The sequence below is a fragment of the Serratia sp. X3 genome (assembly GCF_014982455.1).
GTDB classification, from domain to species: domain Bacteria; phylum Pseudomonadota; class Gammaproteobacteria; order Enterobacterales; family Enterobacteriaceae; genus Serratia; species Serratia ureilytica.
The window spans coordinates 391142-413587 of sequence record NZ_JADCNB010000001.1 but is presented as its reverse complement, the minus strand read 5'-3'; the positions used below and the strand labels follow the sequence as shown (position 1 = coordinate 413587).

The window sequence follows — 22446 nt, the reverse complement described above, 5'->3', positions numbered from 1 at the left end:
AAGGTTCGCGATGGAAACATTCTTCACCATATTGATCTTATTGCTCACCGTCTCGTTGTCCGGCGTCGTGACGCGCATCTTGCCCTTCCAGATCCCGCTTCCGCTGATGCAAATCATCGTTGGCGCCGTGTTGGCCTGGCCGCAGTTTGGGTTGCATATCGACTTCAATCCCGAGCTTTTCCTGATGCTGTTTATTCCCCCGTTGCTGTTCGCCGACGGTTGGAAAACGCCGGCGCAAGAGTTCATCCATTACGGCAGAGAAATCCTTTGTCTGGCCCTGGTGCTGGTGATCATCACGGTCGTCGGGGTGGGTTATCTGATTCACTTCCTGCTCCCGTCAATCCCCCTCGCCGCCGCGTTTGCCCTGGCCGCCGTTCTGTCGCCAACGGACGCCGTGGCGCTGTCCGGCATCGTCGGTAAAGGACGCATGCCCAAACCCGTGATGAGCGTGATCGAAGGGGAGGCGCTAATGAACGACGCCTCCGGATTAGTTTCCCTCAACTTCTCCATCGCTGTCGCGCTCGGCGCGATGGCGTTTACCCTAGAGAGCGCCTTTCTGACCTTTCTTCAGGTCTCGATTGGCGGGGTGCTGTGCGGCATCATTATTGTCTTTCTCTATAATCAAATGGTTAAGTTCATCCATAAATGGATGTATAACGATTCCGCCACCCAGATTATTTTCTCGCTGTTACTGCCCTTTTCCTGCTATCTGATTGCGGAAAGAATCGGCGTATCCGGCATCCTGGCCGCCGTCAGCGCCGGCATGATGATTGGCCAATCCAAAGTGAATCGCAGCATGCCGCTGGTGCGTTTACGTACCAATAATATTTGGGAAATGCTCGAGTTCGTGTTTAACGGCATGGTGTTTATTCTGCTTGGGCTGCAGCTGCCGGGCATCTTGAACTTCACCGTGGCGCAAACCGGTATCGATCATTCCATCAGCCTGGAGACGCTGCTGGCTTACGTGGTGATCATCTATTTTAGTTTGATCGCCGTGCGTTTGATTTGGCTGTGGCTGATGAAAGTCAGCAGCGCGACCCTGATGCGCAAAGATCCGCTGTTCTTTTCGAAATTCAGCACGCGCGATCTGTTCGTCGCCGCCTTTGCCGGGGTGCGAGGGGCGGTGACCCTGGCGGGCGTGCTGTCAATTCCGCTGTTTCTATTGGATGGCTCGCCATTCCCGGGGCGGTATCAGCTGGTGTTTATCGCCTCGGGAGTCATCTTGCTGTCGATCGTCGTCGGCATCGTCACGCTGCCCTTCCTGTTGCGCGGCAATCTGCCGCCGGAAGAAGATCAGGAAGAGGCTTTCTCCGTTTCAGAAGCCTTGGCGAGCGCGGCGACCAAAGCCGTCAACGAAACCAAGGAAAAGCTGCTCGTCGCCCCGCCGGACGACGCCACGCCGGAACTGATTGAAGAAACGACGCGGCGGATGCTGGACGTGCTGCAACGTAAAATTCTGACCAAAGAAGACATTAAGAATATCGTGGCGCTGAAGCGGCTGGAAAAGCAGCTGTACTTAGCCTCGTTGCACGCGGAAAGAGAAGAGCTGTACCGGCTGCGCCGCATGAAGAAAATCAGCCATGAGAAACAGAGAAAGCTGCTGCATCGCATTGATATTACTGAGGTGCTGATCGCTGAAGACAGCGTTTAAACGAGGAGATGAAGGCGGTTCGCCCCTCGCCTTCGGCGCGCGGTTGCCGGCCCAACGCCGCAATCGCGCGCCGCAATCGAACGGGAGCTCACGCCACGCCCGCCGTTCGGCTATCTGTGGTACCACGCCTTGAAATACTTCAAAAAGCTGTAGGACACCGCGTAAACGCCGGTCACGGCCCCGACCCGGCCCGCTTTCCAGGCGCCGCTGAAAATGTACCACTTGAAAAATGCGCCGATGGCGCTAATCACCCCTCGGAGAATCGATGGCCTTATCGCCTTGTATTTCACCACGCGCGCCGTATAGCTGTTCAGCTTGGCAAACACTTCCTCGATTGAGAAAAAAGTGTCGTGTTTAACGTGCCCGGCCAGTATCAAGGTGGATACGCCCCCTTCCGCCGCATCATCTACCGGCGCATCATTGAACTTCACCACCTGGCGATGAAAAAAGCGAATGGGGAAATCCGGTGACGAGACGGGATAAAGCGTTCTGACCGCCTGTCCCAACACAAACCAATCGCGACGAATGCGATAGGCGTTATTTTTGTCGGGGCCTGGGGTGCGCTTGAAAAGCCGCATCGCATCGACCGCTTCATCATCCATGATCTCATCGCTGTCCAGGCACAAAACCCAGTCATGTCGCGCGCGGGATATGGCGAAATTCATTTGCCGGCCATGGGTTTCAAACGGGTGATAAAGAGGCTTGATATTGAAGTCGTCGCAAATGGCCAACGTGCCGTCAGTACTGCCCGAATCCACCACGATGATTTCATCGGCGAACGCCGCCACAGGTTGCAACACGTCACGCAGTAGGCGCGATGAATTAAACGTCAATAAACACACGGAAATCCGGTTACAAAAATCCATTTTACAATCCACGACACTGAGAAAATGCAGTCCATGCCAAAAACGGCGGGCGCGCCGTGCAAAAGCGCGCGCCCAAAGCGCTTCTCCTGCCCCGAGCGCCTCTTCAATTAAGTATTTAGAATATTGGCTGCCCTGTCATGCCCTGGATGATGGCATCTGACTATTTCATCAATTTCAATAAAATCAACGAGTAATACGAATTTAGCTCAGGCGTTCACCGCACCGGCTCACGCGCCGGCGGGTGCCGAACGCGAGAGCGGCGCTTGGCGGCGCTTTGGTTTTGTTATAACGTATCAAAAAAAGCAAAGGGAAGACGACGATGAAAATCCAGCTGTCGCTGCTGTTTCTCAGCCTGTTGGCCGGCAAGGCTGCGGCGTTTCAGTCAAAAGTGCCCGAGCCGCGCACCGAACAGGCGCGTGCGGCGGAACAGAACATCGAAAATCTGTTTTACGGCTTTCACGCTATGGATGCCCAGCCGGTGAATATCGGCCGCTGTGAGGCGGTACCGGTGGCGGGATGCCAGTGCGCCTTCTGCGCCCAGCTGCGGCAGGCCGGACGCTGACGCTTTTATTCCAGCGCATACTGCACGATCAGCTGCCCTTTCTTCATCTTTACGCCGGTAATCGCGATCGCGCCCACCTCGCCCAGCGTGGCGACATGCGTGCCGCCGCAGCCGTAGGCGGGCAGATCGCCGAAACCGATCTGGCGCATCCCGTCCACCGCCTGTTGGCGACGCGGCAAATCGGCGGCGATCAGGCGCGCCAGCTCCGCGTGTAAAAACGCCGCCTCCAGCGTCTGTACGTCCGGCCCCGGCGTGAACGTGATGCGCCCTTCTCCCGGCCAATGATGCGCTTTCACCGGCCGCCAACCGCGGGTTTCCCCCAGCCAGCCGATCAGATGGCCGCCGGAGTGCCAGCGGGCGTGCAGCCGGCGTTGCGCTTCGTCGACCTGCATATTGACCGGCCCGATCGGCAGCGGCGCCGCGGTATAGTGCAACACCCTATCCCCCTGCTGCTGCACCCGCAGCACGGCGACGCCGTTCAACGCTCCCACGTCGGCCGGCTGCCCGCCGCCCTGCGGGTGAAACAGCGTGGCGTCCAGTTCCACGGCGTAAGCGCCCGCCTCGGCCGGCTCACAGCTCAATACCTGCGCCTGGCCCTGTAAATCGTCGCTGTAGTAATAACGTCGCTCGGTCATCATTTTTCTCCTCGGTTCGAAGCGCCATTATATTCATGTCATAATCGAAGCATAATCCGTCGCCATCACAATGGACCTTTGCGTCATGAGCACAAATCTTTCTTACGCGCTGTTAGCCGAAATGGCCGTTTTCGTCCAGGTCGTGGAGAGCGGCAGCTTTTCCGCCGCCGCCCGCAAACTGGGCGCTTCACCTTCCGCCGTCAGCCGCAGCGTGGCGAAGCTCGAACAGGCGCTGGCGCTGCAGCTGCTGCATCGCACCACCCGTAAACTGCGGCTGAGCGAAAGCGGCGAAGAGGCGTTTGCACACTGCCGCACCCTGCTGGCGGCGGCCGACGCGGTGATGGCGCTCGGCGGGCGCGGCGCCGCGGAGCCCGAAGGACTGGTCAGCGTCAGCGTGCCCAAGGCGGTAGGCCGTTTCGTGCTGCATCCGCACATGCCGGAGTTTCTGCGGCGTTACCCGAAGGTGGACGTGCGGCTGCGGCTGGAAGATCGTTATATGGATCTGATCGACGACCGCGTCGATCTGGCGCTGCGCATTACCGATCGCCCGTCACCGGGCTTGATCGGCCGTCAGCTGATGCGAATAGACCACCTGCTGTGCGCCACGCCGCACTATCTGGCGCAGCACGGCACGCCGCAGCATCCGCACGATCTGGCGGCGCACAGCTGCATCTATCTGGGAGAAACGCCGAGCGACGCGCAATGGAAATTCCGCCGCAGCGGCAAAACGGTGACGGTCAACGTGCGCGGCCGCTACGCCGCCAACCACACCGGCGTGCGGCTGGACGCGGTGAAACGGCATATCGGCATCGGCAGCCTGCCGTATTTTACCGCCCGCCAGGCGCTCGACGAGGGCGAGATCGTGCAGGTGTTGCCGGAATGGGATTTCCTCAGCAGCTATCACGGCGGCCTGTGGCTGCTTTACGCGCCCAACCAGTATCTGCCGCCCAAACTGCGGGTGTTTATCGACTATCTCGTCGCCTGCCTGGCGCAGGAGCCGCAGCTAAAGCGCCTTGCGTAGCGTGATGTTGATGCGGTGCGGCCCCACCAGCGAGTGGTAGCCTTCCTTGACCGGCAGGATGCCGTGGAAACAGAGCCGCGACGGGCCGCCCCACACCACAACGTCGCCGTGCGCCAGCGGGATGCGCCGCGCCCGATCGCTGCGCTGCAGGCCGCCGAACTGAAACACCGCCGGCAGCCCAAGCGACACCGAGACGATCGGCGCGCCGAAGTCGTGCTCGTCTTTATCCTGATGCAGCGACAGCTTGCTGCCCGGATCGTAACGGTTCATCAAACAGGAATCCGGCACGAAGGGGCCAAAGCCCGCCTGCTGCGCGGCTTCGTCCGCCAACGCCATCAGAATAGGCGGGATCGGCGGCCAGCGTTTGCCGCTGCGCGCGTCGCGTTCCGAATAGCGGTAGCCGCGGCTGTCGCTGGTCCAGCCGTTGCCGCACCAGCTCATCGCCACCGACATCACGTGCCCGCCGGGGGTGGTCAAATGCTGCCACGGCACCTGCGCCACCACGCCCTGCACCGCCGCCAGCAGTGCCGGCCCGTGATCGCGCACAAAGCCGTGCATCACCACCGCGCCGGGGGCGATCTCTTCACGCCACGGCGGCGGCAGCGCGTCTTCAAAAAGATCGATTGTCATCGCCAAAACCTGTATGAATACACAGTACTCATTGTAACCCGCCGCTGCCGATTGTCCAGCGCCCGGCTGCGCCATTGTCGTTGGCGGCAAATTTCTCTACAGTAGCCGCCATAAAATCAATCACTCACCAGGAATGCGTGTGATTAAGGGCATCACTCTTTCGGTCGTCGCCTCCATCTTGTTCGGCGCGATGTATTACTTCACCTCTACCCTCACCCCGCTGAACGGCGAACAGGTCTACGGCTGGCGCACGCTGCTGACGCTGCCGTTCCTGACGCTGTTCATGGCGCTGTCCGGCGATTGGCGCAAGGTGAGCGACACGCTGGTCGGGATCGGCCAACGGCCGCCGCGTCTGCTGGGCCTGCTGCTCACCTCGGCGCTGCTGGGAGTGCAGCTGTGGCTGTTCCTGTGGGCGCCGCTGCACGGCAAGGCGCTCGACGTGTCGCTCGGCTATTTTCTGCTGCCGCTGACCATGGTGCTGGCGGGCCGTTTGATCTACCGCGATCGGCTGTCGCTGCTGCAAAAACTGGCGGTGGCGTGCGCCGTGGCGGGGGTGAGCAATGAGCTGTATCAGGCGGGCGGCGTATCGTGGCCGACACTGGTGGTAGCGCTGGGGTATCCGCTCTACTTTATTTTGCGGCGGCGTTTCGGCACCGACAATCTCGGCGGCCTGTGGTGCGAGCTGACGCTGATGCTGCCGGCGGCGGCCTGGTTCGCCTTCGGCGACGGCGGCGCGGCGGCGCTGCAGATCAATGCCGAGCTGTATTGGCGCATTCCGCTGCTCGGCATCATCAGCGCCGTGGCGCTGGTGTGTTACATCCTCGCCAGCCGCATGCTGCCGTTCAGCCTGTTCGGCCTGCTGAGCTATGTGGAACCGGTGCTGCTGGTGCTCGTCGCGCTGCTGCTCGGCGAGAGCATCAGCCAAAGCGAATGGCCAACCTATCTGGCGATCTGGCTGGCGGTGCTGCTGCTGGCGGCGGAGGGCGCGCGGCACCTGCTGCGCCGCCAGCGGGTCTGACTCAGGCGGCCAGCGTGGCGCCGCCGTCGATCACGATGTCCTGCATGGTGATGTGGCTGGCCAAATCCGAGGCCAGGAACAGCACCGCGTTGGCGATTTCGTCCGGACGCGCGATTTTACCCAGCGGGATCCCCAGCTTGAACATCTCGGGGAAGCCGGCGATGGTGCGTTGCTGCGCATCGTCGGTCTGCCACATGCCGCGCTGCATCGGCGTGTCGGTCGAGCCCGGCGACACCAGATTGCACCGCACGCCGAACGGCGCCATCTCCAACCCCACGCAGTGGTTCAGGCTGGTCAGCGCCGCCTTGGAGGCGCAGTAGGCCGCCATCTGCGCGCGCGGCACGTGCGCGGCGTTGGAGCCGATGCTGACAATCGCCCCGCTGCGCTGCGCCTTGAAGTGCGGCAGCACGGCGCGGAACAGGTAAAACGCCCCCGAGGCGTTGACGTTGATGCACTGGTGCCAGTCATCCACGCTCAGATCTTCGGTATTGCCCATGCGCAGAATGCCGGCGGCGTTGACCAACACGTCCAGTCGCGGGTTCTCCGCCAGCTGTTGGCGGCACACCGCCTCTACCTGCTCCGGCCGACTGATGTCCAACGTCACGCAGGGGTAAGGCAGATCCGGATTGGCGAATTCTCGGTCAAACCCCACCACTTCGGCGCCCTGGGTTAAAAAGTGGCGGGCGATCTGCTCGCCGATGCCGCGCGCCGCGCCGGTCACCCACACGCGTTTGCCGGTGAAATCCATCTGAATGCTCATGCGCGCACCGCCATCCGGGCGCACCGCCGGGTCATGTTGTTGTTCATCGTTATCTCCTGCGAAAGGCTATGACGCGGCGCGGACTGCGCCGCAAAGAGGCCTACAGCGCGCCGCTGTTCAGGCCGAAAGCGTTGAGCATGGTGCCCAGTTTGGCAGTGGTTTCCATCCATTCGGACTGCGGCGTCGAGGCGGCGACGATGCCCGCGCCGGCGAACAGCCGCACCCGGTTGCCGCGCAGCAGCCCGCTGCGGATGACGATCGCCCACTCGCCGTCGCCGTTGGCGTCGCACCAGCCGACGATGCCGCTGAACAAGCCGCGATCGTGCGGTTCCAGAGCGGCGATCAGCTGGCGGGCGCTTTCGGTCGGGAAGCCGCACAGCGCCGGCGTCGGATGCAGCAGACAGGCCAGCTGCATCACGTTGAGATCCGGATTCAGCAACTCGCCGCGAATGCGGGTGGACAGGTGCCACATGGTGCCGGTGCTGAGCAGCGACGGGCCGCTGGGCACGCTCAGGGTGGCGCACAGCGGCGCCAGATGCCGACGAATGTCGTCGATCACCAGCTTGTGTTCGTATTTGTCTTTGGTCGAGCGCATCAGGCGCTCGCTGCCGAGGCGATCCTGCTGCGGATCGTCCTGCCGGCGCGCCGAGCCCGCCAGCGGATTGGTGTGGATCTCGCCGCCCTGCTTGCGGATCAGCAGTTCAGGGCTGGCGCCGATCAACACGCTGCCATCGGCCAGCGGCAGAGAGAAGTGGTAACCGGTCGGGTTCTGCACCATCAGGTTATTGAGGATCCGGTGGCCGGCCACCGGCTGTTCCAGCTCGATATCAAGGATGCGCGACAGCACCGCCTTGTCCAGCTTGCCTTGTTTAAAGCGGCTGACCGCTTCCGCGACCGCGTGTTTGAATCGCGGCTCGTCCGGAATACTGGTGCAGGCGACCAGGCGATGCGGCTGTTGCAGCATCGGGCGCGCGGCGCGGATAAAGCTGTCGTTGGCGACGAATCGGCTTTCTTCTGGTATATACAGGCAGGAAGGCCGGCGCGTGTCGAACGGAATGGCGCCCACCACCACCGGGGCCGCCTGGCCGGCGGCTTTGGCGCGCGCCAGCGCCTGGCGAATATGCTGCGCCAGCGCGCTGCCTTCCTGCTCGCCGCCGAACGCCGGCGTCTCGATACGCTCAAACACGCCGTGGGCGGAGAGGGAACGGAATTCTGACCGGTACAAAAAGGTCGATTGTTCGGCGTACTCAAACCCGGAGAAGGTTTGGTTTTCTGTCGTCAGTGTCGCCACAAGACCACTCCTTTGTTGCGCCTCACCAATGATAATGTTTATGCGAATAATTATCATTAGCTGTAAAGGGTGGGTAAATTACACCGGATCCCCACCGTCGGTCAATCTCCGATGAATGAATCTTGCCGCACGCCGCGGCAAATTCGCGTTACGCCCCAACAAGAAATAACACACTGTTATTATTGTGTTTTAGCAAAAAATAAAAGTCGTGACATCGTCACCTTCGCGCCAAAACCGCCCGGCGAAACGCCGTCCGGCGCAGCAATGCGGCGTCAACGTGGTGAGCAGCGCCAATTCGAACGTCTGCCGCTGCGCATCCACCGCCACCATCCGCGCATCAAGAAAATCGAAATATCGGCGCACCTGCGGGTAAAGCGCTTTGAACAGGCTCTCTTTGGCGGAAAACGTCAGCGTCAGCAGCTCGTTGAACGGCAGCGTTTCGCCCAGCAACGTCTCGCGCTCCGCCGGTGAAACGATCGCGCTCCACAGCTCCTCCGCTCGCGCCACGGACAGCAGCGTCTCCACATCCAGCCCAACGCCGCCCAGCCCGCTCTCTCGGTGTACGACGCACAGCGCGGTATGCGAATTATGGCTCAGCGCCCCGGCGATGCCCGGCGGCCACTGCGGCGCGCGATCTTCGCCGCGCGCCAGGGTGAAGTCGGCGAAACCGAGCGGCGCCAGCAGCTGCCGCGCCAGCACACGCCCGGCCAGATACTCCGCACGGCGTTTCGGCACCGCGCGCGCCAGGTGGTCCGGCAGCGCAAAGCCCGCCTCGGGAAAACTGTCGTCGCGATACTCCGCCAGCGCAAACTGGCAGCGCGCCACCTGGCCCGGATAGCCGTCCGGCGTGAAAAATTCGATATTGCGGATAAAAGTGGGGATCCGGCAGGAATCAGAGTCACTGCCCAAAGAAAGCTTAATCACCGTCGTTTAACTTCTCAGCATCCTGGCGTACCGCCACCAGCTGTGTAAGCAGTTCCGGCAACGCCGTTTGCACCGTCGCCCAGACCACTTCAAGGTTGATATCAAAATAACCGTGCGCAATGCGATTACGCATGCCGCGCATGTTTCGCCAAGGGATTTCAGGATGGCGTTGCGTAAACGCGGGGCTGCCATCCATGATTTTCGTCACGGCTTCACCGATAATAATCAGGCTCATAATGACCGCCTGCTGAGTGCGTTTATCTTCGATAAAATCTACCACCGCCAAGCCATCAACGAAATCGCAGGCATCCTGCGCCGCCTGTTGCATGTGGCTCAGATAATCGACCAACCGCGCATCTTTCATACCGGCTGGGCCTCCGCCAAAACCTGCTGGCGAAAGGCCGGCGGCAAATCGAGCGGCGTCAGCAGATCCACCTGTATGCCCAGCAGCGCTTCCAGTTCCGACTGCAGCCCCCCCAGATCAAACAACGTGGCGCCCGGCAACGCATCGACCAACAGATCCAAATCACTGCCCTCCCGATCGGTGCCATGCAGCACCGAGCCGAAAATACGCGGATTGACCGCAGGGAACAGCCCAACCGTTTTTCGGATCGCCTGGCGATGTTCTGCAAGAACAATGGATGGTCGCATGGTTTTATCTCCCCGTTACACCTAACGAAATGCTAGGTGATCGGTTGAGGGGATTCAAGCACAATCCCCCGGCAGCCGCGCCTATGCCTCTCCCCCGCATTCGGGAGAGAGGCCGGGCATTACAAGATGCCTTTCATGGTCTTCTCGAAATCGCTCCAGGCGCAGAAGCCGTCTTTATCGATCGGGCAGCCTTTCAGCGCCAGCGTCACGTGCTGCGGCGGGGTTTGCAGCGTCAGCGGCGTCGCCTTGCGCAGCTGTTCGGTGGACTGATAGACGTACTCGATCTTCAGCAATTCACGGTCGTTCTGCGCGTCGCGCCAGCGCTGGAATACCAGTTTGCCGCCGATCGGCGTTTTCTCGTATTGCTGCGGCAGCTGATACGGCTGGAACTGCATGGCCGACAGCAGCGAGGCGATATTGGAGTCGTGGCCCACCAGCACCGTCAGCTTCGGCGCGTCAGGCTTGCGCTCGCCCAGCAGCGCGTTGTTGATGTAGGTCAGCAGCGGCTTGGCGACGTTCTGCGCCACCACCGGCGAGGTGAACAGCGAATCCTGATAGCCGTCTTTCAGCTGCGCCAGCTGCTGCCACTGGTGCGGGGTGGCGATTTTGCCCCAGGCCACCTCTTTCATCGGGAAACCTTCGTAATACTGCAGCATAAAGGCGTCCACCAGCGAGTTGCCCACCCGCAGCGGGCCGGAGACGCCCGGCTCTTTGCCCGGCACCGCGCTCATCACGCTGGCTTCTTTGGTCAGGTCGCAGTGTTTGTCGGTCTTGCAGGCGGCGGAATCCTTGTAGTCGATGATCTTCGCCAACTGCTGATAAGAGGCGTCCAGCTTCAGCGATCCCAGCGCGGCGTTCATCGCCGCCAGCGCCTGCTGGTTGAAGGCTTCGCTGGTGTCGGTGATGATCGGGTTGAAGGTCGGATCCATCTCGCCCATCTTGTCCTGATGGTGCACGCTGACGTCGCAGCCAGGGAATGCGCCGTTGCTGAAGAACTGCGCGGTGGCCACCGTGCGCTGCAGGCTGTTGGCGTAGACGTACACGCTGCCGGCGGTCGGGCAGCCTTCTTGCGGCAACAGGCCGGTCTGCTTCAGCCAGGCGTTGAAATAGTGCCCCATATACACTTCCAGCACCCCGCCCTTGGTGGTCAGCTGGCCACCCGGCGTTTCCCAGGCCGGCCAGGCCTTCGGCGTGGACTGCGCCAGCACGCTGCCGTTGTTGGCCAGCGGCGCGCGCAGGTTATGGCGGCTCATCACCAGCACCTGTTCCAGTTGATAACCGCCGGCGTCCGCCAGCGCGTTCCCGGTGAATAACAAAGGCAGGCACAGCAATAACGTTTTTTTTCTCATCCGCAGAGGCTCCCGGAAAATGATTATTTTTAAGGTGTTAGCGTTTGCCTGCGTATGATGGCGGGGTTAGTGTGACAAGTGTGTGACAGGGTTCACGGGAAAAGATCGTACCAGCGGCCACCGGGCGGCGGCCGCTGTGCGTCAACTCAGTACCACAGGCTCATGATTGGCCAGCCGATCAGCAGCAGCGCGGCGATGTACACCACGCCGAGAATGCCGCCCAGGCGCCAGTAGTCTTTCGACTTCACATAGCCGCAGCCGTAGATAATCACCCCCGGCCCGGTGGCGTACGGCGTCAGCACGCCCATGATGCCGATCGACAGCACCAGCAGCATCGACAGCTGCTCCATCGGCACGCCCGGCAAGCCTTTGCCGACCGCCAGGATCACCGGCAGCATGGTGGCGGTGTGCGCCGACAGGCTGGCGAACAGGTAGTGGGCGAAGTAGAACACCAGCACCAGCGCCACCACCGTCATGTTCGGCGAGAAGCCGTCCAGGTGAGTGCTCATGGTCTGGGCGAACCAGTCGATAAAGCCGGAGCGCGTCAGGCCGTTGGCCATCACCACCAGCGTCGCCAGGTTAACCAGCGTATTCCAGGCGCTGGAGTATTTGGTAATGTCTTTCCACGACACCACGTGCAGCGCCAGCATCAGCGACACCGCCAACAGGCACACCGCGGTGGCGTCCAGCACCTTGCCGCCGAACACCCACAGGCACAGGCTGAGCAGCACCAGGCCGATCAGGGTGTACTCCTTGCGCGTCAGCTTGCCCATTTCCCCCAGCGCGGTATTCGCCCAGGCGGCCACTTCGCTGCTGTGGGTCACGCCCGGCTTGTAGAGGTAGTAGGAGAGCAGCGGCGCGATGATCAGCAGCAGCAGGCCGACCGGCAGGAACGCCAGGAACCACTGCATCCAGCTGATGTGCACCCCGGCTATCTTGCCGACGAACTCGATGCCCAGCACGTTCGGCGCGGCGCCGGTGACGAACATCGAGGAGCTGATGCTGGTGCCGACCACCATCATCCACATCAGGTAGCCGCCGATGCGGCGCGAAGAGGGATCGTTAGGGAAGGAATCGAACAGCGGCGGCAGGTTTTTCACCACCGGGAACACCGTGCCGCCGGTGCGCGCGGTGTTGGACGGCGTGAACGGCGCCAGCAGGATATCGATGATCACCACCGCATAGCCCAGCGTCAGCGTGCGCTTGCCCATGAATTTCACCAGGAACAGCGCGATGCGCCGCCCCAGCCCGGTGGCCTCGTAGCCCAGCGCGAAGATAAAGGCGCCGAACACCAGCCAGACGGTGGTGCTGGAGAAGCCCGCCAGCCCCCATTTCAGCGCCTCTTTACCGGCCTTGAAACCCGGCTCCGCCAATTCTTGCGCGCCGAACAGCACCCAGTTGGCGCTCAGCACGCTGACGGTCACCGCGATAAAACTGATGGCGGTGGCCGGGATCGGCTCCAGAATCATGCCGACGATCATCGCCACAAAGATGGCGAAATAGTGCCACGCCTGCGGCGGCATGCCGTCGGGCACCGGTATCAATAACAGGATCGCGAGCACCGCCAGCGGCGCTATCGCTTTCCAGATCTTTTCCTGGGTTTGGGACATAGGGACTCTCCTGAAGGCTTGGTTATTATTCTTGGGCACCCAGCTGCGCCAGCAGCCAGGTCACTATCAACAAGTCGGCGCTGCCGCCGGGGCTGAGGTTGCGGGCAATGCAGTCGGCATCGAAGCGCCGCAGGCGCGCCAGGCCCGCTTCCCCCGCCGAGCCGCCCTGCGCCAACAGCAAGGCCGCCCGGCGCCGCAGCCAGCGCAGCCCGCGCAGGCCGCCGCGCGAGGCGACGTTGGTGTCATCGTTGTGGGCCATCAGCCACAGCAGGCTGTCCAGCAGCGCCCGCTGTTCGTCGCCGCCGGCGGCCAGCCGTTGCCGATACAGCGGCAGCGCGCCGTCAAGCACCAACCGAAAACCGGATTCCGCCTCGCCGCGCGCGCCGCTGAGGCCATACGCAGCGAACAAGCGCTGGCCGGCGGTCTGCCCGGCGTTGTTGCATCGCAGTTCGCTGTCCACCAGCCCTCGGCACATCGCCGCCACTTCGGCGCATAACGATGCGGCGCTGATGGCCCGGCCCTGCTGCTGCAGGCGGCCGAAGGCGGCGCACAGCAAACCGAGTGAGAACACGCTGCCCTTGTGGGTGTTAATGCCGCCGGTGGCGCGAAACATCTGGTTTTCGCAGGCCAGGCCGAGCGGCCGCAGCCGCGCCAACTGCCGCTCCGCCGGCCGGCAGGCGTCTTCGCGGCCGCGCTGGATAAAACGCGGCAGCCACACGCCGATGGCGCGGGCGCTGCGGTAGAAATGCCCAAGATCCATGTCGCGATGGGCGCCGGTGTTATGGCGATCCACCAGCCCCGGTTTGGGCGTGAGGTTGACCTCCACCAACAGCGCGCGGAAAGCGGCGCGGGCGAAGTCGCAGGCCGGCTCGGCTCGGCGGGCGGGTGGATTAATCGGCAGAGATCGCATCGTTGAACATCCTTTCCATTTCTTGCAGCAGCTGCTCGCTGCCATGCCGCCGCTGGCGGGCGCAAATCTTGGCCGGTTGGCCGCACAGCAGGCAGCGCCGCGCCGGCAGGCCGATGTCGCGGCGCGACAGGATTCGCCCCTGCGCATCCAGCACGTCGATATCCCACAGCCGGCCGATCGGGCGGCTCACCTCCAGCTGCATAGCGCAATCTTTCACCCGTTGGGCGTCGGCGCGCAGCGCCACGAATCCTTCGCAGCCGGTGGCGAGCGCCAGCGCCTCGGCCTGCGGGCTCGGCCAGCCCTGTTCGGCGCACAGCCGCAGCAGCGCCGTCCACCCGAGGTTGAAGATGCCGCGCGTCAGCGCGCTGTCTTTCACCGGGCCGGGCACCACCAGCGTCAGCACCAGCAGCGTGCACTCGTGCTGTGCCAGCCACGCCTGCTGGCGCGCCTGACGGCATTCGCGGCTGGTGAGCAGCTCCGGCAGGCTGACCGCGCGTTCGGCGGCCAGTTGGGGATCGACGGCGGCCATCGGTTACTCCGCCACCTGATGCACCACGTCGATCACCGAGCCGTCGCGGTAGCGCACTACCGCCACCACTTTGTCGGTAAAGGCGATCGGCTGCGGTTCGCCGGTCAGCTGCAGCGCGCGGGCGCGCAGCCAGTCAATGCTCACCACCTCGAGCCCGGCCTCCCGCAGGCGCTGCGCCAGCTCCGGCCGCGCCGGGTTGACGGCGATGCCGTGGTCGGTCACCAGAATGTCGATGCTGGAGCCCGGCGTGACACAGGTGGTCACCTGCTCCACCAGCGTCGGGATGCGCCCGCGCACCAACGGCGCGACGATGATCGCCAGCCGCGCGGCGGCGGCGGTGTCGCAGTGGCCGCCGGACGCGCCGCGCAGCACGCCGTCGGAGCCGGTCAGCACGTTAACGTTGAAACCGGTGTCGATCTCGAGCGCGCTCAGCACCACCACGTCGAGCCGATCGACCGACGCGCCCTTGGAGCTGAAGTTGGCGTACTGGTTGGCGCTGATTTCGATATGGCACGGGTTGCGCGCCAGCGAGGTCGCCGCCGCCCGATCGAAGCTCTGCACGTCCAGCAGCTTGCCGATCAGCCCTTTCTCGTGCAGATCCACCATGGTCGAGGTGATGCCGCCGAGGGCGAACGCGGCGCGAATGCCGCGGGCGCGCATCTTGTCCTCCAGGAACCGGGTCACCGCCAGCGAGGCGCCGCCGGTGCCGGTTTGCAGCGAGAACCCTTCGGTGAAGTAGCCGGAACCGGCGATCACCTCGGCGGCGCGGCGGGCGATCAGCAGCTCGCGCGGGTTCGAAGTCATGCGCGTGGCGTCGGCGCCGATCTTGTCGGCGTCGCCCACCCGCTCCAGCTGCACGATCAGATCCACCCGATCCTGCGCCAGGCTGGCGGGATGATGCGGATACGGCACCAGCTGTTCGGTCAGCAGCACCACGGTGCCCGCCGCCTCGGCGTCCACCCGCGCATAGCCGAGCGAGCCGCAGCAGGCTTCACCGCTGTAGCCGTTGGCGTTGCCGAACTCATCGCAGGCCGGCACGCCGAGGAAGGCCACATCTATCTTCAGCTCGCCGGATTCGATCAGGTTGACCCGGCCGCCATGCGAGTGAATTTGCACCGGCTCCGCCAGCAGGCCGCGCGAAACGGCGTCCGCCAGCGGGCCGCGCAGCCCGGAGGTGTAAATGCGGCTCACCACGCCGTGGCGGATATGCTCAACCAACGGCGCATGGCAGTCGGTCAGCGAGCTGGAGGCCAGCGTCAGGTTGCGGAACCCCATCGCCGCCAGCGTCTCCATCACCTGATTGAGCGCCAGATCGCCGCCGCGAAACGCATGGTGGAAGGAGATGGTCATGCCGTCCTGCAGCCCGCTGCGGCGCACCGCTTCCTGCAAGGAGTCGCACAGCTTGAGATCGCGCGGTTTACGCGCCTGCAGATTGGCCTTGGAAATGTCCTGATAGCCCGGCAGATCCGCCGGGTTGGCGAAGGTCATCAATCGTTGTTGGCGGTTCATCATGCTTCCTCCCCGTACTGCGCCGGTTCTTCCCGTAAGCCGGACAGCGCGGCGCGCTCCAGCACCAGCCGGGCGCGTTCAATCACCGGGCTGTCGACCATTTTTCCGTTGAGCGACACCACGCCGCGCCCTTCCCGCTCCGCCGCTTCGGCGGCGTCCACCACCCGCTGCGCGTGCGCCACCTCTTTGGCGGTCGGCGCGTACAGGTTGTGCAGCAGCTCAATCTGGCGCGGGTTGATCAGCGATTTGCCGTCGAAGCCGAGCTGTTTGATCAGCGCCGCTTCCTGCAGGAAGCCGGCCTCGTTGTTGGCGTCGGAATACACGGTGTCGAACGCCTGAATGCCGGCGGCGCGCGCCGCCTGCAGCAGCGAGCAGCGGGCGAACAGCAGCTCGATGCCCTCCGGCGAGCGTTCGGTGCGCAGGTTGCGCACATAGTCTTCCGCCCCCAGCGCGATGCCGATAAGACGCGGCGAAGCGTGCGCGATCGCCACCGCGTTGGTGATGCCCTGCGCCGATTCGATCGCCGCCAGCAGCCCGGTGCTGCCGACCGGCCGGCCGCAGGCCGCCTCGATGGCGGCGATCTCGCGCTCCATGTCGACAACGTCCTGCGCGCTATCGGTCTTCGGCAGGCGCACGATGTCCGCGCCGCCGCGCACCACCGCCTGCAGGTCCGCCAGGCCGTAGGCGGAATCGAGCGCATTGACGCGCACGATGGTTTCCACCTCCTGGTACAGCGGATGCTGCAGCGCGTGGTACACCAATCGGCGCGCCGCGTCTTTTTCACGCAGGATCACCGAGTCTTCCAGATCGAACATCAGCGCGTCGGCCTGGTAGATAAAGGCGTTGCTGACCATCGCCGCGTTGGCGCCGGGAACGAACAGCATGCTGCGGCGCAGCCGGGTTTTATTCAGCGTTTTCATCTTTCGCCTCCCACGGCAGTTGGCCGCCCTCGCAGGCGCGCATCAGCGCGGTTTCCAGCCGGGCGCGCAGCACGCAGTCCAGCGCCCCTTTGTCGTCGACGATCACCTGCACCGGTTCCACCTCATAACGCTGCAGCACTTCCAGCAGGGTGTGGCGGATCGCCGCGCCGAACTGCTTTTCCACGCTGCTGGCGATCAGCAGATCGTGCTGCGGCCCCTCGGCGGGCGCGATGCGCACCATGACATCGCTGGATTCCAGCGTGCCGGCCATTGCTTCTCGGATAATTTTCATCATTCACCTGATTGTGCGGACTCAAAAGGATGCGGGGCCGTCTTGGCCCGGCGCTGCGTTTGCAGATCCTGCAGGTAGTACAGGGTGTCCGGCGGCACCAGCGGCGCGGCGGCGTGGAAGTCCCCCGCCGCCAGCAGCTTGCGCACCCAGGAGGCGGAGATCGCCGTGCCCTGATATTGCAAACGCTCGATTTCCACCAGCGCGATCGGCGGGCTGGGCAGCGCCGGCGTTTCCAGCCAGTAGCGCATGTCGCGGTTGTACTTCGCGGTCACCGCGCAGAACGGCTCGTTGCCGACGAAGCGGTGGGTGATGCCCAGCGCGGGCGCCAGATACTGGCGGAAGATCTTCAGATCGATTTCGGTGTAACAGTCGTCGGCCACGCCCTGGTCCTTGATGAAGTAACAAGGGAAAGTGGCGCGCGAGATCACGTACTGCGAGCCTTCGTGTACCGTGAGGTTGGGGATGTCGGCGGTGCCGGCCAGCACCAGCCGGCGCCGGTCTTCATAGCTGAAGCGCGAGGTGTTTTCCTTCACCAGAAACAGGTGCAGCCAGTCGCAGCGCTTGGCCGCCTGACGCACCAGATACTGGTGTCCACGGGTAAAGGGGTTGGCGTTCATCACGATGCTGCCGATGGTGTCGCCCGGCCGACGTTGGCTCGCCAGCTGGGCGGCGTAGCGCTTCAGGCGGCACGGGCTGTTTTCCATCAGCACCACGATGCCCGGCACGGTGGCGATCGGGTAGAAACCGCACTGGCGGAACAGCGGCTCGTTCTGCACCTTGGTGTAGATAAACAGCTGGGTGTGATGGCGCTCGTAGGCCAGGTTCACCAGCTCGGTCGCCAGCGCCAGCGCCAACCCTTCGCCGCGCATCAGCGGGCTGATGGCGACGCATTTGATAATATTGTCGGCGATGCCGCCGCAGGCGACCAATTTATCGTGCTGGGTAACGGTAATAAATATTTCAACCGTGGTATCGATATTCAGATCGTTACTGCGCAAGAAGGCGCTTATTTCCGAAATCGCTTTATGATCCGATCGCTTTACCCGATTAAATACGGCATCGCCTAACATAACACGCTCTCTGGGTTAACTGACAAACAACAAATGAAATACAAAAAGGCATTTTAATTAACATCAGAAATGGCAATTAAAACCTTAAAAACCATGAAGATAAAATCATCCTCTCGTTCAATAAACCCATGGTAAGCAGAAAAAAAACGCGGATTATTGACCTATTTCACAAACCGATCCCGGTTAATAAGTTATTTAATGTTCTTTATTTGCTTAATTAATCTTATGGTGTTTATTATTGAGATAATCTTTATTTGGCGCCGCAATTCACTTACATTCATTTAGCATCTTGATTGCAATAGTAGGTTTCATTATGGAATGGCTGAACATCCTGATCGTTGAAGACGAAACGCCGCTGGCGGAGATGCACGCGGAGTTTATCCGCCAGAACGGCGGCTGCCGCCAGATTTGGCTGGCCGGCACGCTGGCGCAGGCGCGCGCCATGACCGAACGCTTCAAGCCGGATCTGATCCTGCTGGACAACTTTCTGCCGGACGGCCAGGGCATCACCCTGCTGCGCGAACTGACGCTGAGCGGCTATCGCGGCGGCATCGTGTTCATCACCGCCGCCAGCGACATGGCCACCGTAGCCGAGGCGTTGCGCTACGGCGTGTTCGACTACCTGATCAAACCGCTGGCCTATGACCGGCTGAGCCAGACGCTGCAGCGCTTCAGCCAGCGCCGCGAAGCGTTGAAGGACAAAGCGCGCCTCAACCAGCGCCGCATCGACGAGATGTTCAACACCTACGCCCGCGGCGAGCAGCAGGCGGCGCTGCCCGCCGGCATCGACGAGCTGACGCTGGGCAAGGTCCGCGCGCTGTTCGCCGAACCCGCCGCGCGGCATACCGCTGAAAGCGTTGCGCAAAAAATGGGGCTCAGCCGCACCACCGCGCGCCGTTATCTGGAGTTTTGCACCGCCGCGCAGCAGCTGCGCGCCGAGATCATTTACGGCAAGGTGGGCCGCCCACAGCGGATCTATCGCGCCGGCGAGCCGCATTAACGGTTATTTGATCGCCCTTGCAAGGTTGCGTGTAACCGCTTTACTTTTTATGCGCCGGTCAGCATCTTGGTGAGCATCACCTAGCCGACTGGACGATCGCCGATGCCTGCTGCCCCCCTAGTTTCCCTGACCGAGATCCTCGCCCGCCGTGACTGGCAAAACCCCGCCTGCACCCACTACCGCCGGCTGGACGCCCACCCGCCGTTCGCCAGCTGGCGCACGGTGGAAGACGCGCGCGACGACGCCCCCAGCGCCAGCCGCCGCTCACTGAACGGTGAGTGGCGCTTCAGCTATTTCCCGCGCCCAGAGGCGGCGCCGGAAGGCTGGCTGCAGCAGGATCTGCCGGACGCCGCCCCGCTGGCGGTGCCGGGCAACTGGCAGCTCGCCGGCTACGACGCGCCGATTTACACCAACGTGCGCTACCCGTTCCCGGTCGATCCGCCGCGCGTGCCGGAAGACAACCCGACCGGCTGCTACTCGCGCGCCTTCAGCGTCGATCCTGCCTGGCTGGCCGCCGGCCAGACGCGCGTCATCTTCGACGGCGTCAACTCGGCGTTCTATTTATGGTGCAACGGCTACTGGGTGGGCTATTCGCAGGACAGCCGCCTGCCGGCGGAGTTCGATCTCAGCCCGTGGCTGCAGCCGGGTGAAAACCGGCTGGCGGTGATGGTGCTGCGCTGGTGCGACGGCAGCTACCTGGAAGATCAGGACATGTGGCGCATGAGCGGCATCTTCCGCGACGTCAGCCTGCTGCACAAACCCGCCGCCCACCTGAGCGATGTGCACATCACCACGCCGTTGCATGACAGCTTTACCCGCGGTGAACTGGTGGTAACGGCGCGCGCCAACCGGCCCGGCCCGCTGCAGGTGCAGGTGCAGGTTCAACTGTGGCGCGACGGGGCGCGGGTGGCCGAACGCACCCAGCCGCTCGGCAGCGAGATCGTGGACGAGCGCGGCGCCTATGCCGATCGCGTCACGCTGCGGCTGCCGGTGGAGCGCCCGGCGCTGTGGAGCGCCGAAACGCCCGCGCTGTATCGCGCCACCGTCGCCCTGCTCTCACCCGAGGGGGAGATTATCGAGGTGGAGGCCTATGACGTCGGCTTCCGCCAGGTGGAAATCAGCGGCGGGCTGTTGAAGCTCAACGGGAAGCCGCTGCTGATCCGCGGCGTTAACCGCCACGAGCATCACCCGCGCCACGGCCAGGTGATGGACGAGGCGACGATGCGCCACGACATCCTGCTGATGAAACAGCACAACTTCAACGCGGTGCGCTGCTCGCATTACCCCAACCACCCGCTGTGGTATCGGCTTTGCGATCGCTACGGGCTGTACGTGGTGGATGAAGCCAATATCGAGACCCACGGCATGCAGCCGATGAACCGCCTGGCTGACGATCCGCTGTGGCTGCCGGCGATGAGCGAGCGCGTCACCCGCATGGTGCAACGCGATCGCAACCACCCTTGCATCATTATCTGGTCGCTGGGCAACGAGTCCGGCCACGGCGCGAACCACGACGCGCTGTACCGCTGGGTGAAAAGCCAGGATCCGACCCGCCCGGTGCAATATGAAGGCGGCGGCGCCGACACCGCCGCCACCGACATCATCTGCCCGATGTATGCGCGAGTGGATCAGGATCAGCCGTTCCCGGCAGTGCCCAAATGGGCGATCGGCAAGTGGATCGGCCTGCCGGAGGAGCAGCGTCCGTTGATCCTGTGCGAATACGCCCACGCGATGGGCAACAGTTTCGGCGGTTTCGAGCGCTACTGGCGCGCGTTCCATGCACATCCGCGCCTGCAGGGCGGCTTTGTCTGGGACTGGGTCGATCAGGCGCTGATCAAACGCGACGATCGCGGCGAAGAGTTCTGGGCCTACGGCGGCGACTTCGGCGACACCCCCAACGATCGCCAGTTCTGCCTGAACGGGCTGGTGTTCGCGGATCGCACCCCGCACCCGGCGCTGTTCGAAGCGCAGCGGGCGCAGCAGCTGTTCCGCTTCGCCTTCGACGCCGCCTCGCTGACGCTGACCGTCACCAGCGATTACCTGTTCCGCCACACCGACAACGAACAGCTCAACTGGCGGCTGGAGCTGGACGGCGTGGAGCGCGCCAGCGGCAGCTTCGATCTGGCGCTGCCGCCGCAGGGCAGCACTCGCTTCACCCTGCTCGACCGGCTGCCGATGCTGCATCAGCCCGGCGAACTGTGGCTGAACGTGGAAGTGGTGCAGCCGCAGGCCACCGACTGGTCCGAAGCGCACCACCGCTGCGCCTGGGATCAGTGGCGGGTGCCGCGCGCGCTGCATCCCGCGCCGCCGCCGGCGCAGGGCGTGCCGCCAATGCTGATTGAAGACGATCAGGGGCTGACGCTCACCCACGGCGACCAGCGTTGGCGCTTCGAGCGCAGCAGCGGCCACCTGACGCAGTGGTGGCAGAATGAGCAGCCGCAGTTGCTGACGCCGCTGCGCGACGGCTTTGCGCGCGCGCCGATCGATAACGATATCGGCGTCAGCGAAGCGGGCCATATCGATCCCAACGCCTGGGTCGAATGCTGGAAGCTGGCGGGCCTGTACCGGCTGGAGGAGCGCTGCACGCAGTTGCAGGCCGATGCGCTGCAAAACGGCGTGCGGGTGGTGAGCGAACACCAGTTCGGCATGGACGGGCAGATTTTGCTGATTAGCCGCAAGCAGTGGCTGTTCGACGCGCTGGGCGCGGTGAGCGTGAACGTGGAGGTCGAGGTGGCCGACGCCCTGCCGCCGCCAGCGCGCATCGGCCTGAACTGCCAACTGGCGACGGTGCAGCCGCAGGCGGAATGGCTGGGCCTGGGCCCGCACGAGAACTACCCGGATCGCCGCCTGGCCGCGCAGCACGGGCGCTGGCGCCTGCCGCTGACGGATCTGCACACGCCATATATTTTCCCCGGCGAGAATGGCCTGCGCTGCGACACCCGCAGCCTGCGCTACGGCGGCTGGCGCATCGACGGCCGCTTCCACTTCTCGCTCAGCCGCTACGGCCTGCAACAGCTGATGGCCTGCAGCCACCAGCATCTGCTGCAGCCGGAAGCAGGCACCTGGCTGCATCTGGACGGCTACCACATGGGGGTGGGCGGCGACGACTCCTGGAGCCCGAGCGTGCACCGGGATTACCTGCTCACCGCTGGCGTTTACCGCTATCAGCTGCGCCTGCAGCGAGCGCCAGAGGGCTAAATCTGCCAAAAAACTCAACGGGTTGCGCATTCTGTAAGCAAACAGTCACA

Annotated in this window: 22 protein-coding genes; 6 read left to right on the top strand and 16 right to left on the bottom strand. The window is 63.3% G+C overall.

Annotated features, from left to right (window positions below):
• Positions 1-10 precede the first annotated feature (10 nt).
• The gene (locus tag IMX17_RS02020; protein ID WP_193549280.1) at positions 11-1651 is read left to right on the top strand and encodes a Na+/H+ antiporter; all 1641 of its coding nucleotides are present in this window, start codon (positions 11-13) and stop codon (positions 1649-1651) included.
• Between the two features lie 110 nt (positions 1652-1761).
• On the opposite strand, the gene IMX17_RS02015 is transcribed toward IMX17_RS02020, so the two are convergent.
• On the bottom strand, positions 1762-2517 hold the full coding sequence (locus IMX17_RS02015) for a glycosyltransferase family 2 protein (RefSeq protein ID WP_046896448.1): 756 nt from the start codon (positions 2515-2517) through the stop codon (positions 1762-1764).
• Between the two features lie 319 nt (positions 2518-2836).
• Here IMX17_RS02015 and IMX17_RS02010 point away from each other — a divergent pair, with 319 nt between their 5' ends.
• Entirely contained in the window at positions 2837-3079 is a 243-nt protein-coding gene (locus tag IMX17_RS02010; RefSeq protein ID WP_046896447.1) for a hypothetical protein, read from the top strand.
• 5 nt (positions 3080-3084) lie between these two features.
• Here IMX17_RS02010 and IMX17_RS02005 read toward each other — a convergent pair whose 3' ends face one another.
• Complete coding sequence (locus IMX17_RS02005) at positions 3085-3714, bottom strand: hypothetical protein (RefSeq protein WP_060660523.1); 630 nt, start codon at positions 3712-3714, stop codon at positions 3085-3087.
• Between the two features lie 85 nt (positions 3715-3799).
• Between IMX17_RS02005 and IMX17_RS02000 the strand changes: the two genes are divergently transcribed.
• Entirely contained in the window at positions 3800-4735 is a 936-nt protein-coding gene (locus IMX17_RS02000) for a LysR family transcriptional regulator (RefSeq protein WP_046896445.1), read from the top strand.
• Here the strand turns inward: IMX17_RS02000 and alkB are convergent.
• Positions 4718-5365 carry a DNA oxidative demethylase AlkB gene (gene alkB, locus IMX17_RS01995; protein ID WP_033643703.1) on the bottom strand — a complete coding sequence of 216 codons (648 nt, stop codon included), beginning with the start codon at positions 5363-5365 and terminating at the stop codon, positions 4718-4720. The two genes, IMX17_RS02000 and alkB, sit on opposite strands and share 18 nt — an antisense overlap.
• Positions 5366-5504: 139 nt before the next feature.
• On the opposite strand from alkB, the gene rarD reads away from it, so the two are divergent.
• Positions 5505-6383, top strand: a complete 879-nt coding sequence (gene rarD / locus IMX17_RS01990; protein WP_046896444.1) for an EamA family transporter RarD — start codon at positions 5505-5507, stop codon at positions 6381-6383.
• A gap of 1 nt (position 6384) precedes the next feature.
• Here rarD and dhbA read toward each other — a convergent pair whose 3' ends face one another.
• The 13 genes from dhbA to citC form a co-directional block, all read right to left on the bottom strand.
• Entirely contained in the window at positions 6385-7143 is a 759-nt protein-coding gene (gene dhbA, locus IMX17_RS01985; RefSeq protein WP_039565253.1) for a 2,3-dihydro-2,3-dihydroxybenzoate dehydrogenase, read from the bottom strand.
• Positions 7144-7243: 100 nt separating this feature from the next.
• Positions 7244-8434, bottom strand: coding sequence for an isochorismate synthase MenF (locus IMX17_RS01980; RefSeq protein WP_046896443.1), 1191 nt, complete (start codon positions 8432-8434; stop codon positions 7244-7246).
• 189 nt (positions 8435-8623) lie between these two features.
• The gene (locus IMX17_RS01975) at positions 8624-9316 is read right to left on the bottom strand and encodes a 4'-phosphopantetheinyl transferase superfamily protein (protein ID WP_193549713.1); all 693 of its coding nucleotides are present in this window, start codon (positions 9314-9316) and stop codon (positions 8624-8626) included.
• Positions 9317-9350: 34 nt separating this feature from the next.
• Positions 9351-9722: a DUF86 domain-containing protein gene (locus IMX17_RS01970; RefSeq protein ID WP_182264192.1), complete on the bottom strand. Its 372-nt coding sequence runs from the start codon at positions 9720-9722 to the stop codon at positions 9351-9353.
• A complete protein-coding gene (locus IMX17_RS01965; protein WP_182264191.1) occupies positions 9719-10009 on the bottom strand; it encodes a nucleotidyltransferase family protein in 291 nt (96 codons plus the stop codon). The genes IMX17_RS01970 and IMX17_RS01965 overlap by 4 nt, the downstream gene beginning before the upstream one ends.
• Before the next feature lie 119 nt (positions 10010-10128).
• Positions 10129-11358 carry a bifunctional glucose-1-phosphatase/inositol phosphatase gene (gene agp / locus IMX17_RS01960; protein WP_193549279.1) on the bottom strand — a complete coding sequence of 410 codons (1230 nt, stop codon included), beginning with the start codon at positions 11356-11358 and terminating at the stop codon, positions 10129-10131.
• A gap of 146 nt (positions 11359-11504) precedes the next feature.
• Positions 11505-12968, bottom strand: a complete 1464-nt coding sequence (locus tag IMX17_RS01955) for an anion permease (protein ID WP_193549278.1) — start codon at positions 12966-12968, stop codon at positions 11505-11507.
• A gap of 25 nt (positions 12969-12993) precedes the next feature.
• On the bottom strand, positions 12994-13878 hold the full coding sequence (gene citG, locus IMX17_RS01950) for a triphosphoribosyl-dephospho-CoA synthase CitG (protein ID WP_033651844.1): 885 nt from the start codon (positions 13876-13878) through the stop codon (positions 12994-12996).
• On the bottom strand, positions 13859-14407 hold the full coding sequence (gene citX / locus IMX17_RS01945) for a citrate lyase holo-[acyl-carrier protein] synthase (protein ID WP_182264189.1): 549 nt from the start codon (positions 14405-14407) through the stop codon (positions 13859-13861). Before citX ends, citG begins: the two co-directional genes overlap by 20 nt.
• 3 nt (positions 14408-14410) lie before the next feature.
• Positions 14411-15916, bottom strand: coding sequence for a citrate lyase subunit alpha (citF, locus tag IMX17_RS01940; protein WP_147838526.1), 1506 nt, complete (start codon positions 15914-15916; stop codon positions 14411-14413).
• Positions 15916-16836, bottom strand: a complete 921-nt coding sequence (citE, locus tag IMX17_RS01935) for a citrate (pro-3S)-lyase subunit beta (RefSeq protein ID WP_193549277.1) — start codon at positions 16834-16836, stop codon at positions 15916-15918. The genes citF and citE overlap by 1 nt, the downstream gene beginning before the upstream one ends.
• Positions 16820-17128 carry a citrate lyase acyl carrier protein gene (gene citD / locus IMX17_RS01930; protein ID WP_019452464.1) on the bottom strand — a complete coding sequence of 103 codons (309 nt, stop codon included), beginning with the start codon at positions 17126-17128 and terminating at the stop codon, positions 16820-16822. The genes citE and citD overlap by 17 nt, the downstream gene beginning before the upstream one ends.
• Positions 17128-18198, bottom strand: a complete 1071-nt coding sequence (citC, locus tag IMX17_RS01925) for a [citrate (pro-3S)-lyase] ligase (protein ID WP_046896435.1) — start codon at positions 18196-18198, stop codon at positions 17128-17130. Before citC ends, citD begins: the two co-directional genes overlap by 1 nt.
• A 313-nt stretch (positions 18199-18511) precedes the next feature.
• Between citC and dpiA the strand changes: the two genes are divergently transcribed.
• Both dpiA and IMX17_RS01915 read left to right on the top strand, forming a co-directional pair.
• Entirely contained in the window at positions 18512-19198 is a 687-nt protein-coding gene (gene dpiA / locus IMX17_RS01920) for a two-component response regulator DpiA (protein WP_021505854.1), read from the top strand.
• 102 nt (positions 19199-19300) lie between these two features.
• Positions 19301-22396, top strand: coding sequence for a beta-galactosidase (locus tag IMX17_RS01915; RefSeq protein ID WP_193549276.1), 3096 nt, complete (start codon positions 19301-19303; stop codon positions 22394-22396).
• Positions 22397-22446 lie beyond the last annotated feature (50 nt).

Excerpts from the sequence above, each read along its gene's own strand:
- IMX17_RS01915 (WP_193549276.1), top strand. The coding sequence starts at position 19,301 with ATGCCTGCTGCCCCCCTAGTTTCCCTGACCGAGATCCTCGCCCGCCGT.
- agp (WP_193549279.1), bottom strand. The coding sequence starts at position 11,358 with ATGAGAAAAAAAACGTTATTGCTGTGCCTGCCTTTGTTATTCACCGGG.
- citC (WP_046896435.1), bottom strand. The coding sequence starts at position 18,198 with ATGTTAGGCGATGCCGTATTTAATCGGGTAAAGCGATCGGATCATAAA.
- IMX17_RS02015 (WP_046896448.1), bottom strand. The coding sequence starts at position 2,517 with ATGGATTTTTGTAACCGGATTTCCGTGTGTTTATTGACGTTTAATTCA.
- IMX17_RS02000 (WP_046896445.1), top strand. The coding sequence starts at position 3,800 with ATGAGCACAAATCTTTCTTACGCGCTGTTAGCCGAAATGGCCGTTTTC.
- alkB (WP_033643703.1), bottom strand. The coding sequence starts at position 5,365 with ATGACAATCGATCTTTTTGAAGACGCGCTGCCGCCGCCGTGGCGTGAA.
- citX (WP_182264189.1), bottom strand. The coding sequence starts at position 14,407 with ATGGCCGCCGTCGATCCCCAACTGGCCGCCGAACGCGCGGTCAGCCTG.
- citD (WP_019452464.1), bottom strand. The coding sequence starts at position 17,128 with ATGAAAATTATCCGAGAAGCAATGGCCGGCACGCTGGAATCCAGCGAT.
- citF (WP_147838526.1), bottom strand. The coding sequence starts at position 15,916 with ATGAACCGCCAACAACGATTGATGACCTTCGCCAACCCGGCGGATCTG.
- IMX17_RS02020 (WP_193549280.1), top strand. The coding sequence starts at position 11 with ATGGAAACATTCTTCACCATATTGATCTTATTGCTCACCGTCTCGTTG.
- IMX17_RS02005 (WP_060660523.1), bottom strand. The coding sequence starts at position 3,714 with ATGACCGAGCGACGTTATTACTACAGCGACGATTTACAGGGCCAGGCG.
- IMX17_RS02010 (WP_046896447.1), top strand. The coding sequence starts at position 2,837 with ATGAAAATCCAGCTGTCGCTGCTGTTTCTCAGCCTGTTGGCCGGCAAG.
- citE (WP_193549277.1), bottom strand. The coding sequence starts at position 16,836 with ATGAAAACGCTGAATAAAACCCGGCTGCGCCGCAGCATGCTGTTCGTT.
- dpiA (WP_021505854.1), top strand. The coding sequence starts at position 18,512 with ATGGAATGGCTGAACATCCTGATCGTTGAAGACGAAACGCCGCTGGCG.
- IMX17_RS01970 (WP_182264192.1), bottom strand. The coding sequence starts at position 9,722 with ATGAAAGATGCGCGGTTGGTCGATTATCTGAGCCACATGCAACAGGCG.
- dhbA (WP_039565253.1), bottom strand. The coding sequence starts at position 7,143 with ATGAGCATTCAGATGGATTTCACCGGCAAACGCGTGTGGGTGACCGGC.
- citG (WP_033651844.1), bottom strand. The coding sequence starts at position 13,878 with ATGCGATCTCTGCCGATTAATCCACCCGCCCGCCGAGCCGAGCCGGCC.
- IMX17_RS01965 (WP_182264191.1), bottom strand. The coding sequence starts at position 10,009 with ATGCGACCATCCATTGTTCTTGCAGAACATCGCCAGGCGATCCGAAAA.
- IMX17_RS01955 (WP_193549278.1), bottom strand. The coding sequence starts at position 12,968 with ATGTCCCAAACCCAGGAAAAGATCTGGAAAGCGATAGCGCCGCTGGCG.